General features: G+C 36.4%; 10 protein-coding genes and 1 tRNA gene. 7 read left to right on the forward strand and 4 right to left on the reverse strand.

Translation table 11 applies throughout. From position 1 onward, the window contains the following. Nucleotides 1-172: 172 nt before the first annotated feature. Nucleotides 173-1,684 carry an AmmeMemoRadiSam system protein B gene (amrB, locus tag M0R16_12140; GenBank protein ID MCK9613624.1) on the reverse strand — a complete coding sequence of 504 codons (1,512 nt, stop codon included), beginning with the start codon at nucleotides 1,682-1,684 and terminating at the stop codon, nucleotides 173-175. A gap of 125 nt (nucleotides 1,685-1,809) precedes the next feature. Here amrB and M0R16_12145 point away from each other — a divergent pair, with 125 nt between their 5' ends. Further along, on the forward strand, nucleotides 1,810-2,478 hold the full coding sequence (locus M0R16_12145) for an ATP-binding cassette domain-containing protein (GenBank protein MCK9613625.1): 669 nt from the start codon (nucleotides 1,810-1,812) through the stop codon (nucleotides 2,476-2,478). Here the strand turns inward: M0R16_12145 and M0R16_12150 are convergent, their stop codons facing one another. Together M0R16_12150 and M0R16_12155 are read right to left on the reverse strand one after the other, a co-directional pair. Then, nucleotides 2,479-3,603: a glycosyltransferase family 1 protein gene (locus M0R16_12150; GenBank protein MCK9613626.1), complete on the reverse strand. Its 1,125-nt coding sequence runs from the start codon at nucleotides 3,601-3,603 to the stop codon at nucleotides 2,479-2,481. Further along, nucleotides 3,596-4,744 (reverse strand): glycosyltransferase, encoded by a 1,149-nt coding sequence (locus tag M0R16_12155; protein ID MCK9613627.1) that lies wholly within the window; start codon nucleotides 4,742-4,744, stop codon nucleotides 3,596-3,598. Before M0R16_12155 ends, M0R16_12150 begins: the two co-directional genes overlap by 8 nt. Nucleotides 4,745-4,849: 105 nt before the next feature. Between M0R16_12155 and M0R16_12160 the strand changes: the two genes are divergently transcribed. After that, nucleotides 4,850-4,936, forward strand: a tRNA-Ser gene (locus tag M0R16_12160). Nucleotides 4,937-5,251: 315 nt separating this feature from the next. Here the strand turns inward: M0R16_12160 and M0R16_12165 are convergent. Next, entirely contained in the window at nucleotides 5,252-6,655 is a 1,404-nt protein-coding gene (locus M0R16_12165; GenBank protein ID MCK9613628.1) for a hypothetical protein, read from the reverse strand. A gap of 623 nt (nucleotides 6,656-7,278) precedes the next feature. Between M0R16_12165 and M0R16_12170 the strand changes: the two genes are divergently transcribed. From M0R16_12170 to M0R16_12190, 5 genes are all read left to right on the forward strand, one after another. After that, nucleotides 7,279-7,971: a response regulator transcription factor gene (locus tag M0R16_12170; GenBank protein MCK9613629.1), complete on the forward strand. Its 693-nt coding sequence runs from the start codon at nucleotides 7,279-7,281 to the stop codon at nucleotides 7,969-7,971. 3 nt (nucleotides 7,972-7,974) lie between these two features. Beyond that, nucleotides 7,975-9,357, forward strand: coding sequence for a HAMP domain-containing histidine kinase (locus M0R16_12175; GenBank protein ID MCK9613630.1), 1,383 nt, complete (start codon nucleotides 7,975-7,977; stop codon nucleotides 9,355-9,357). Nucleotides 9,358-9,643: 286 nt separating this feature from the next. After that, the gene (locus M0R16_12180) at nucleotides 9,644-11,113 is read left to right on the forward strand and encodes a GWxTD domain-containing protein (GenBank protein ID MCK9613631.1); all 1,470 of its coding nucleotides are present in this window, start codon (nucleotides 9,644-9,646) and stop codon (nucleotides 11,111-11,113) included. Nucleotides 11,114-11,204: 91 nt separating this feature from the next. After that, nucleotides 11,205-12,221, forward strand: a complete 1,017-nt coding sequence (locus tag M0R16_12185) for a glycosyltransferase family 2 protein (protein ID MCK9613632.1) — start codon at nucleotides 11,205-11,207, stop codon at nucleotides 12,219-12,221. A 139-nt stretch (nucleotides 12,222-12,360) separates the two neighbouring features. Further along, nucleotides 12,361-12,948, forward strand: a complete 588-nt coding sequence (locus tag M0R16_12190; GenBank protein ID MCK9613633.1) for a DNA-3-methyladenine glycosylase — start codon at nucleotides 12,361-12,363, stop codon at nucleotides 12,946-12,948.

Consider the following 12,948-nt stretch of genomic DNA (forward strand, 5'->3'; position numbering starts at 1 on the left):
TATGCTTAAACGTAATTATGCTAAATCGTTCGCTGGACTCACTATTCGGATCCTTTCTAAAATCGCTGCTCTTACATTATTACAATTTATTAATTTTCAAAACAATAAACCCATTAATCATCTTAAATTTGCTCTCGCATGTTAATAGCACAACGGGTTATATTATAGTATTTTACTTAATGTCTTTTTCTCCAAAAACAATTGCTGTATAAATAAAAATTTCGGCATCTTTCCATCCGTTCCATCCTATACCGGCTTTATCCTGAGCACAGTGTCCCAGAAATTCTTCTTTGCTCCATCCTGTTTCTGTGGCAACCTGTGGCAAAAAAGTACCGCCCCGGTTTCCTTTCATTATATAAATACCATGTTTCCCCAATTCAATTTCATCAATAGATTTAATTAGTTTTAATGGAGAAAGTACGGATATTTCAATATCGATTGATTGGAGTTCATCAGAAGTTACTTTTTCGAAACGGTAATCTTCGGTGGAAGCGGCTTTTGCCATATCCTGAATAATTAAGTATAATGGCTTTTGAGCCGTGAACTGTCCGATACATCCTCTCAATTTCCCGTTTTTGTGCAGCGTAACAAAAGCTCCGCAGTTTTGTTTAATGACTGGAGAAAAGTTTTCGGTATTTATTTCAGGCGTTTTTCCTTTTTGAATATATTCATTTAATGTATTTCTTGCAACCAGAAGCAATTGCTTTTTGTCTGTTTCCGTTAGGGAAAAGTCATCTTTGTTTTTTTCAATGTTTCCTGCAACGGCCATAGCTGTGTAACCCACAACACGAGAGCTATCTCCATAGTCAGGATTATTGCCTGAATTCTGATATTGTATTGTTGTTATGGAAATGCCCGGTTTTTTTTCTGTGATATAAAGTAGTGACAATACCGACGACCAACCACAAAGGCTGGTTGAAAGGTTCGGTATTTTAAGTTTTTCATTTGATTTTAAAACATCTTGCAAGGTTTGTGCATTATTTTTTTCGATTGCCGCAGCAGTAAGATTATCAATTTTCAGGGCGTCGTTATAATTAGGATAATGCGAAAAGTCGGTGCTTATAACAAATAAATTTTTGTTGTTAAAATAAGGTTCAAGCGCCGAAGCAATTTTTTTGCAAGTTGAAACATCGTTGGTACCTAAAATAATGGGCACAATTTTGAAAGGTTTTTTCAGGTGGTATTGTAAAAAAGGGAGTTCTACCTCCAGGCTGTGTTCAAACCAATGTGCGTCTTTATAGTTTTTAAAAACACCATATTCGGTAATCAGTTTATTGGCAAGTGCAGTATCAACTTCAACGATGCCAAGAGGAGTGATGAAGTTCCCTTCGCAGTACACCGAAGCTGCGTCAAAATAACTTCTGTGGCTTGAGCCGATAATAAAAATATTTTCATATTCTTTTTCAGGCTCCAATTGGTTGAATCCACTTGCGGCCACTTCGCCTGAAAATACATAACCGGCATGGGGTACTATTAGTGCAAGTATATCCTTATATTTGCGTGGCACTGCTTTGTAGAATAGTTTTTTAAGGTCGTGTGTAAGTGTTGTGGAATCCTTTGCATAAAACTGTCCCGCCACAGCAGGCAGGCGGTCATTTTTATTCGGTTGTTTTTTATGCTGCGATGTACAACTGTTTGTCATAAAAATAATAATGATTAAGGTTAAAACAAGATAGCGGCTCATGTGATAAGACTTTATACAAATATAATAATAAATCTGTGAACAAGTTTCTGTAATTTTTATAAAAATTATCACTTAAAAAACTATTTTTGAATTTTTTATTTCACTCTATGAAGCAGCAAATACAAATTACCAGTAATACCATTATTCACCTTGAAAATGTTTCGGTTTTTCAGGATAAGACCCTTGTGCTTGCCAATGTTTCCATGGCTATTGAGCGGGGGGAGTTTGTTTATCTTATTGGTCCAACCGGAAGCGGGAAAAGTAGTCTGCTGAAACTTATTTATGCCGACCTGCCTGCTGTAGATGGGATAGCTAAAGTTGTATCTTATGACCTTCTTAAAATAAAACAACGGCAAATACCTTTCCTCAGAAGAAAACTTGGTATCGTGTTTCAGGATTTTCAACTGCTTACCGACCGCACCGTGACAGAGAACCTGCTTTTCATTATGCGTGCAACAGGCTGGCATGATAAGGATGACATGTACATGCGGATACATGAAGTTTTAGAAAAAGTAGGGCTGAATAATAAAGGTTCAAAAATGCCCAATCAGCTTTCGGGGGGAGAACAGCAGCGTGTTGGTATTGCCAGGGCATTGCTCAATCACCCGGAAATTATACTTGCTGACGAGCCAACGGGTAATCTTGACCCAGCCACTTCTGAGGATATTTTACAGGTGTTGATGAAAATAAGCAACACAGGAACTGCTGTGCTCATGGCAACCCATGACCAGCTGCTTTTTAGTAAATACCCATCCAGAACGCTTCGTATTGAAGATGGCCTCCTGATTGATTAATTAGTCGAATATGAGGCCAGTAAGTGCTTTTACGTTGTGGTCGTTCGAAAAGCCATTGTGTAATAATATTTCTTCTCTTTTGATGTTTTCAGAAACATCATAATCTTTAGAGAAAAGCATCTCAATTTCTTTTTTTAGTTCTTCAGCAGTATCCCTGCATATACAAAGACTTTCAAGTCCGGTTTTTTCTATCATCGGACTGTTTACCATGCAAAACCTTCCAAGGAATAATGCTGCCAGCAATTTCAACTTGATGCCTGTTGATTGAAAGGTGGGCAGTATATTTATATGAGCATCGGATATCATACCGTAAATATCATCACTGGTGACATTGGTACGTAAGGAGATGTTTTTGTTGCCGTTTATGGCCGTTTTCAGCTCGCCTGAAGGCTTGTTACCTGCAATTACAAGAGGCATTTTCAGGTCATTAAAAACTTCACGGACAAGAAACAAAGCTGCCTGATTGTTTTCGCCAACATCAAGGCTTCCGTGGTACAAAACATAAGAGCCCCGCCCCGCTTTAGAGCTGATAGTTTCATTGGGATGAAAAGCTGACACCGTACGGACATTCTTGAATTTTCTGGAAAAATATTTGGTGTCGTTCATTGAAATGGATGCAATGCCATCAGCGTATTCTAATATGTATTCAAAATGTTTCAGTTTCCCTGCTTCATTAAGAAAATAGTAACGTTTGAACATGTTTTTTTCCACACTTGCCAGATGATTGTAATATTCGTGTTCTATATTATGTGTGCGGACAAATTTTTTACGGGTACGTAATTTTTTATGATTCAATATACTACAGGTGTGCAATCCCTCAAAGAGTATAGGATAATCATCATGCATAAGGTTTTGAAGCAGTTCCTCAGAATTTCGGGTGGCTATAATATAAGGTTGTCGGCTGAATAGTTTGGTTTTTGAAATATTTCGTTTGTAATAATGGACTTCGTAACAATATCCATTCAGTTGAGTAGATGGTTTGCGGTCGTATTCGAAACAGTGGAGATGTATTTTTATACCCTCTTTATGCAGATACTTGAGTTTGTAAAAGATATCAATAGCTCCGCCATAATTTACAGGAACCGGAATGTCGAAAGCGATGATATGAAGATGATTGTCAGGCATATTTCCGAAGGGCTGAGATAAGTTTTTTCTGTTCTTCTGCCCAGTTTAATTTTGCAACTGCAAGTTTAAGGTTTTTTTCCCAATTTTCCCTGTTTTTTGTGTTGGTTAGCATAAACTCGATTTTCTCGGCTATATGTTTAGGGTCATGTGATTCTATACAGCAACCAATATTAAATTCCTCAATAATTTTTTTTACTTCTGTTAGTGGCGAAGCCAAAACCGGTATGCCGGCATGGATGTAGTCGAAAAGCTTGTTTGGTAAACTGAAACGATAGTTGATGTTGGTATCTTTGTCGAGGCTGAGGCCCAGATCGGCATTGGCAGTATAATGAATAAGGTTTTCGGGAGATTGTTTTGGAATAAAAATCACTTTGTCTTCCATTTTGTTTTCTGCCACATAATTTTTCAATAAAGGCAGTACATCACCATCGCCAACAATCAGCAAGCAGGCATTTTTGATGTATTTCATGGCTTCCACAGCCTCTTCGGAGCCACGCTGTATATTGATACCCGAACCCTGTAGTATAATAATGTATTTGTTGTCTGGTAACCCTAATTCCGTTTTATGTTTTAATATCATTGAAGTTTTCGTTTCAGGAATATTTCTCACGACAACGAGCTCTTTATTGTATTCAGATTTATAAAGATTGGCTATAGAGTCATTAACAGTTATTATGTTTTCAAGTTTCGGAAAAATAAATTTTTCGAGACGTTTCCATATTTTCTGAACAAATGGTCTGTGAATCAGCTCTGGGACGCCTGTAAAATATTCATGGCTATCATAAAAAAGAGGAATACCTTTTATTTTTGAAACAAGGAAATTAGGGAGTAGAGTGTCAAGGTCATTGGAGAAAAGAAGATGATTTTTTTTAAATAAAAGCAGAAAAAATAATCTGATGTTATAGAAAAAGTAGAATAAGAAGCCTTTTTCAAAAAACATACGAAAACGAAGCATTTTATAAGTTCGATTATCCAAATACAAACTATTTTTCTTTTTTCTCCCAATAAGAGTAACATTAAACCCTAAGAGTAATAAGGTTTTACAGGTTCTGTGAACTCTTTGGTCTGTAACGAGATCGTTAATTACAGAAACTAAAACTTTCTTCAATTTTTTTGTTACAAAATAAATATTATTTTTCATAACGTATTATTTTAAGAAATATTGAATTTCAATGTTTTTTCAAAAAAAAACGTTTGTAATTGTTTCAAACAAAAAATATCATAAAAAAAATAGTATCTTTGCGGCGGAGAGTTGGCAGAGTGGTCGATTGCGGCGGTCTTGAAAACCGTTGAACCTGCGAGGGTTCCGGGGGTTCGAATCCCTCACTCTCCGCTGACAATAGAAGCGTAAAAACGAAAACCACCGTAAACACTGATAGTTCGGTGGTCTTTTATTTTGCCTTGTTGCAAAAAAAGGCAATGAAAAGCACCAGTTTGGTGTCCAATTCGGTGGGCTTAAATTTCCACCCGCTAAGTCCACCTAAATTAGAATTACTATTATTCTCTATGTTTTGTTCGCAATCGGTGCAATTTTAATCATAGCATTAATTTGGCATCTAATAAAAAAATTATTTAAGTAATCTTAAATTGCATGTAAAATATTATTTGCGAATAAGTAGACCAGAGAAACAGGAAGAATGAATGGTTATTATTTTACCATCAAACTGTCAAGGGTGCCTGCTTTTTCAATTTCCAGCATTTTTGCATTATCCCGGGCTTTACATTCCTTTGCCGGACAATTAGCAGCAGGCTCAGTATGCTTTTTATTATCTGCAGGCGTCCAGCCCATAATGAGGTACAATATAAAAAATCCTGCGATATAGGCAAGCATCACATGCCAGCCCTTTCGAATCCATAGACCAACATTACGGGCATGTTTAAACTTATTGGTTATAGCCACACCGGCAGAAGAACCAAACCATATCATAGACCCACCGAAGCCTACAGTATAGGCTAACAGGCCCCAGTCATAATGCCCCTGATCTAAGCAAAGTTTTGTAAGAGGAATATTATCAAATACGGCGGAAACAAACCCAAGAATAAAGGCCGTCATCCAGGAAGCATCCGGCAAGGTTTCCACGGGCATTAAAGATGCGGCCGTTACAAGACATAAAAGAAAAACAGCTCCTTTGACAGAGCCTCTAACTTCCTGCCAGGGCATTTTCCGCATAAACACGCCGATAACGATTGCAATCCAAACGCCCAAGGCAGGCATATCATAAAAAATATTAGATACGATTGCACCGATGAGAATCATAATGACGATCAGCAGACGAATCCAGTCAATTTTTACGCCCGGCTTTACATCGGCAGTGATACGCTGTAATTTATCCTGCTGCCTGGAAGCAAACCATGCAATAATAAATAGGGCAACCGCTGAACCTACAAAAGCATGAAGAACACCAAGTGCAGAAACACCATCGATCCACATCATGGTAGTAGTAGTATCGCCAAGCACACTGCCGGCACCGCCCGCATTACTTGCTGCAACAATACCGGCTATGTATCCGATATGCACCTTGTTTTTAAAAACGACAAGGGCAATAGTTCCGCCTATCATTGCAGCAGCAATATTATCGAGAAATGAGGAAAGAATGAAGACAAAAACCAGAAGGACAAATGGGCCTTTCCAATCGTCGGGTAAATATTTCGGAAGGATATCCGGCACACCGGATTCTTCAAATATTTTTGCAAGTATAGCAAATCCAAGCAACAAGCCAAGTAAATTAAGTATTATACCCCATTCACCCTGACGCATATTTTTATCCATAAGCTGATCCACAAAAGAGTTTTCACCGAGAAAATGCTCGGCAAAGGGGTAGCCTGAAATAAATATCACTTTGTAGAGTATTATTGAGGATAAGCCAACAATTGCAACCCAGAAGGTCTGCTTATGAAACAAAGCAACACCCACCAGTGTTAATGCAAACAATATGAATTCAATACGAATACCGCTAATGGAAGGCCCTGTAGCGCCACCTTCTGCAAATGCCCAAACAGGCATAATAATAGCCATTGCTAAGAACAATAATCTTAATATTTTTCTGGTCATCGTTGTTATCATTTTTGATTTATTACAATAGTCATAATTCTTATCTTGTCAAAAGGAGCATACAATCTGAAAAGAAGCGATTAAATTAAAATTGCGAACTGGCTGCATAAAATATTTGCACTAAGAAAAATCGAATACCAACGTTTCACTTTTTACTGAGTACGAATCAATTCATCATAGATTTTACAATTTTTAAAATTGTTTCACCAGAAATTACGAGTATGCAGATGCAGCAAGAGTTAGAGCCAGATTGTAAATCGCAAAAAATTAATAATTCAAAATGGAAAGCAACTTAAATGAAACTAAATAATAATCTGTTCTTTTCAGTTGATTCCCGCTAAATGATATTGATTATAAAAACAATACCTTCAGAAGAATTAGTAACACAATTGCCGATAAAAAAAATATAAGAACAAATAAACCGCCAGACATTTTTGGCATTTTCATGATAAATAAGTATTTGTTTGTATTTATTTTCACCACAAAATAATCTATCATAACCGCTGTGAAAATTAAAAAGAGGTTAGAAAAACATTAGAAATTCATTAGAAACTTATTAAAAACTCATTAAAGAATTGTTTTATCTTCTTATTATTTTAACTTTGTGTAAAAGAGGTGATCTTATGAATAAGGCAAATATACTGATCGTTGAAGACGAACAAAGACTCGCTGAAATTTTAAAAAAACAACTGGAAGAAACAGGCTTCAGTGCGGATATCGCCTATGACGGCTACATCGGAAAACAGATGGCCCAAAACAATACGTATAACCTGATCATACTTGATATTAATCTTCCGCTTATCAACGGATATGACCTGTGCAAAGAAATCCGGAAAACGAACAAGAATGTACCAATAATTATGCTGACAGCACTGGGGACGCCAGAAAACAAATTAACAGGCTTTAACGCAGGGGCTGACGACTATATATTAAAACCTTTTGATTTCAGGGAGCTGCTGGCAAGGGTTAATGTTTTTCTCAGGCGATCAGAACCGATAAACAACAATGAGGAGATCTTAAGAATTTCGGATCTGGAAATGAACCTTAACAATAAGACTGTAACACGAGCAAAAATAAAAATTGACCTGACAACAAAAGAGTTTGCATTATTGGAAATTTTTCTGAAAAACAAAGAAAAATTACTTACACGGGAACACATAATTGAAAAGATATGGGGCATCGATTTTGACCCCGGAACGAACATTATTGATGTTTATGTCAATTACCTGAGAAAAAAAATTGACAAAGGCCATGACATTAAGCTGATACATACAAAGTTCGGGTATGGATTTTACTGCAGTGAAAAAGAGTTGTAAACGATGAACATTAAAACCAGGTTATCATTTGAATTCACGGGCATCGTTGCAGTAATACTGTTGTTTTTTGCCGGGTTAGTTTATTATTTATCCTATACTACACAGCTTGCAAGGTACAGGGAAGACCTACTGAACAGTGCGAAGAACACCACTATTTTGTTAATCGATGTGGTGGAGGTAGATTCATTATTATTGAAAAAAATTCAACGGGAAACCATTTTACTTGATGATGAAGAAATTATCATTACTAATTCAGCATCTAAAGTAATCTACAGCAATAACGAGAAATACCTTACAGATAAAATCATCGAGCAATATTCCGCCAAGAAGGATATCAGTTATTTTTCTGTCGGTGAAAAAGATGGTGTCTTTTATAAACATCATTTTAGGAACCAATACTATAATGTGTTTGTTATGGCTACAGACCATAACCGCATCAAAAATTTATCCGACCTGAAGAAGATACTTTTCTGGAGTGTACTATTCAGTATATGGTTATCAACGATGTTCTCATACCTGTTCTCGAAAAATGCAATCAAACCAATATCGCGGATAATCAAAAATGTTAAGAATATCAATTCGGCCAAACTCAGCGACCGGCTTAAAGAAGGCCGGGGAAATGATGAAATAGCGCAACTGTCAAGAACCTTTAATGAAATGCTGGCAAGCCTTGAAATTGCATTTAACAACCAGAAAGATTTTGTATCGAATGCCTCTCATGAATTACGGACGCCTCTTTCCGTCATGATCCTCGAATCGGACTATTTATTAAGCAAGGAACAATCAGCAGAAGGGTATAAAAAACATATAAGCAGGTTGGTGAACGACCTCAAAAAGCTAAACACACAATTGAACAGTTTGCTGGAATTAGCCCAGATATCCCATGACAAGAAAATTCAGCTCAAGAGTATCAGAATTGATGAGATTGTCTACGATGCCATACAACAGATAAAAATAAAATATCCGGCAAGAAAAATAATATCAAAGATCCAATATCCCGAAAATGAAAACGAATTGCTTATTAATGGCAATGCCGGATTGCTTAATATCGTCTTTAAGAACCTTATCGATAATGCCTGTAAATTTTCGGATGATGATGTGAATATTGAATTTCTGATGGCAGAAGATCACATAAAGATCATCATATCTGATAAAGGAATCGGGATACCGCCAATTGATCTGGAACGCATTTACAGCCCTTTCGGAAGGGCTTCCAATGTTAAGTTTAAGAGCGGATTTGGCATTGGACTCTCCATAGTGGCTAAAATATTAGAAATCCATGAAGTGTCGCTTATCATCGACAGCAAGGAAAATGTTGGCACAAAATTTTCCATGCACTTCAAAAAAAATAAAGGACAACGCCTGGAATTTATTGATGACGCCTGAGAACATAATCTCTACTGTAAAAGTGGCCGAAGCTATACTTGCACAGGGATTAGTATAATAATTTAATTTTTTAGGGATACATCTGCCAAGGCGTACCATGCCATTGGATGCGAAAGCAGAAAGCTATTTTATTTATAAATTTACTTATCATTTCATTATCGCAATAATAGTTTCTACCTAAAACTTGTAATAATCAACCAAAAACTTATTTAAAAGCGCACTTAGCTGTTTTATGTAACAATTTAAAGATTATTTCATACCTTTGTATATATATAAAATTAATCTGATGAAAAAATTTATAATTATTTTAGGAATTATATCTTTATTTCTTTTCAGCAATACTGCTGAAGCAAAACGCCTGCAGGCATATATGTCATATTCTACTTTCTACTCCCCTGCCGATGGGCCTTATATCGAAACATATATGATAGTACTTGGGAACAGCATCAAGTACAAACTCAACGAGCATAATAAATATCAGGGCACTATTGAAGTTACTCTCATTTTCAGGCAGGATTCCGTGATTAAAAATTTTAAAAAAATAAATCTGCTGAGCCCTGAAGTAGAAGATACCAGTATTATAAATTTTAACTTCATTGACCAGCAAAGATTCCTGCTCCCTGCCGGCACGTATGACGTTGAAATTACCATCGCCGACATTAATGACAATGCCATTCCATATAAAGCCAATGAAACCATTGAAATAGAATTCAACCCGGACAAAATAAGCATTTCCGGTATTGAGCTGGTGGAATCATTTAAAAAAAGTGAAGCGGAAAACATCCTCACAAAAAATGGTTATGATATCATGCCATACATCATTTATTATTACCCCGAAAAAATTGAAAAACTTACTTATTATGCAGAGGTTTATAATACGGATAAAATACTAGGAGATAATGAAAAATTACTTCTGAGCACTTACATAGAAGTTAATGAAAACAACCAGCTTTACGGTGATTTTATCAAAGTAAAAAGAGAAACAGCAAAAAATGTTATTGTTGTTATGAGTGAATTTGATATCAGCCAGCTTCCTACAGGCAATTTCAACTTGGTGATAGAGGTTCGGGACAAGGACAATCAGCAAAAAGCGATACGAAAACTATATTTTGAACGCGACAACACCAAGGTGGCTTTTGAAATAAAAAATGTTGAAAAGGTAGTAACCGAGCATACTTTTGTGCAGATGTACACCAACAAGGATACACTGGCCTCATATATTCAATGCCTTTATCCCATATCTTCTGAAAATGAACAGCAATATGCACGCAATTTGATGTCACAAAAAGATATTAACCTCATGCAAAAATATTTCCTTACATTTTGGGAAGCCCGCGACCCCAAAAACCCGGGAGAAGCATGGGCAAAGTACTATCTTGAAGTTCAGAAGGTAAATAATGAATACAGCACAAAAATCAAAAAAGGCTACGAAACTGACCGAGGACGAGTTTACCTTGCATACGGCCAACCCAACACCATTTCAAAAAATTATTTTGAGCCCAGCGCTTACCCTTATGAAATCTGGCATTACTATGCTCTGAAAAATCAAAAAAACAAAAAATTTGTTTTTTATAATCCCGACCTTGTTACCAATGATTTTACCCTGATACATTCAGATGCCATTGGAGAAATAAATGATTACAAATGGCAACAAAAAATATACGGAAGAAATAATGTTACTAACGATATTGATAATGATGGAGTAAGAAACCACTGGGGAAGAAAAAGTGATGAATACTTCAAGAATCCCTATTAAAATTTCATCAACATATAATCAACCTTAGCAATATTCCTGTCATAAACAGAAATTTTATACAGGTTTCTTAAATAATGATATATTTGTTCTCTTGAAAGTTGCCGTTGTCATATTAAACTGGAATGGTAGAAGTTTTCTGGAAAAATTTTTACCCTTTGTAATTAAATACAGCAGTGACATTGCGGAAATTATTGTTGCCGACAATGCCTCTTCAGATGATTCTGTGAATTTTTTAAAAAATAATTTTCCTGAAAATAGGCTTATCATCAATGAATCTAACGGGGGTTTTGCCAAAGGGTATAATGATGCGCTGAAACAAATAGAAGCCGAATATTATATTCTTTTAAATTCAGATATTGAAGTTACACCAGGATGGATAGAACCTGTCATCAGGCTCATGGATTCAGATAAAAATATTGCCGCCTGTCAACCAAAGCTGTTATCGTATTATGAAAGAAATAAGTTTGAATATGCCGGTGCTGCCGGTGGCTTTATTGATAAATACGGCTATCCATTCTGTCGCGGACGTATGTTCCTTTCTTTAGAAGAAGATCTCGGGCAATATGACAATAACTGTGAAATTTTTTGGGCAACAGGAGCATGTCTTTTCGTGCGGGCAGAGCTCTTCCATAAATTCGGCGGATTGGATGAAGATTTTTTTGCGCATATGGAAGAAATAGATTTTTGCTGGAGACTCAAAAACCACGGTTATAAAATTATGTATTGCCATGAATCCAAAATATACCATATAGGAGGCGGCACATTGCCAAAAAGCTCGGCACGCAAAACCTATCTGAATTTCAGAAATAATTTCACATTGTTATATAAAAACCTTCCCAAAAACAGAGTATTTCCTGTATTTTCAATCCGGCTGGTATTGGATAGCATTGCAGCTTTTAAGTTTCTACTCGACGGCGGCCTGAGAGATTTCCTTGCCGTCACAAGGGCTCACCTGTCATTTTACCGCAGATTTGGCAGAATACGGCAAAAACGTAAAATGCAGGTTCAGCAAACAGTGGAACAGATTTATAAAGCAAGCATCGTTAAAGAATATCACATTTCGGGAAAAAAGAAATTCAGTGAACTTAATTCTTCAAAATTTCTATAACAGCAGACTTCCCGTTTACATATAATTTACTTTAAATATAGCCCTAAAGATATTTTCTTATTCCTTTTGAATTAGCCATACTTCATAAAATTAAGAAGAGAAACACATTCAAAATTGTATTTTTGCAAATAAAAAAACTTTGGTCATTCTTGATTATAAATTTTACCAGCGTGATGATGTAGTTCGGATTGCAAAAGAACTGCTTGGAAAAACTTTGTGCACAAAAATTGATGAAAAGTTGTGTGGTGGTATCATTACAGAAACCGAAGCCTATGCCGGTATTCATGACAAGGCCTCACACGCTTATGGCGGAAGGCGTTCGGAACGCACTGAAATCATGTATCAAAAAGGAGGCACAGCCTATGTTTACCTGTGCTATGGGGTACATTCACTTTTTAATGTTGTAACCAACAAAAAAGATATTCCCGATGCCGTGCTGATTCGCGGTATCGCCCCGGTTACAGGTACCGAATTTATGCTGCAGAGAACCGGCAAAAAAACTCTTGATAAAAATTTTAGTATCGGGCCGGGTAAGGTTTCTAAAGCACTTGGAATACATTATTCTCATACAGGTATTGACCTGTGCGGAGATACAATTTGGCTTGAAGATACAGGGATAATAGTTCATGAAGATGAAATAAAAACGGGTACACGCATTGGAGTAAACTATGCCGGAGAGGATGCACTCCTGCCCTACCGCTTCATTTTTATCAATTATCAAAAATAA

The sequence above is a fragment of the Bacteroidales bacterium genome (assembly GCA_023228145.1).
In the GTDB taxonomy this organism is placed as follows: Bacteria; Bacteroidota; Bacteroidia; order Bacteroidales; family CAIWKO01; genus CAIWKO01.

Bases quoted from the DNA above. Each gene is read 5' to 3' on its own strand.
- M0R16_12165 (MCK9613628.1), bottom strand. From the start codon at position 6,655: ATGACCAGAAAAATATTAAGATTATTGTTCTTAGCAATGGCTATTATT.
- M0R16_12175 (MCK9613630.1), top strand. From the start codon at position 7,975: ATGAACATTAAAACCAGGTTATCATTTGAATTCACGGGCATCGTTGCA.
- amrB (MCK9613624.1), bottom strand. From the start codon at position 1,684: ATGAGCCGCTATCTTGTTTTAACCTTAATCATTATTATTTTTATGACA.
- M0R16_12170 (MCK9613629.1), top strand. From the start codon at position 7,279: ATGAATAAGGCAAATATACTGATCGTTGAAGACGAACAAAGACTCGCT.
- M0R16_12155 (MCK9613627.1), bottom strand. From the start codon at position 4,744: ATGAAAAATAATATTTATTTTGTAACAAAAAAATTGAAGAAAGTTTTA.
- M0R16_12180 (MCK9613631.1), top strand. From the start codon at position 9,644: ATGAAAAAATTTATAATTATTTTAGGAATTATATCTTTATTTCTTTTC.
- M0R16_12150 (MCK9613626.1), bottom strand. From the start codon at position 3,603: ATGCCTGACAATCATCTTCATATCATCGCTTTCGACATTCCGGTTCCT.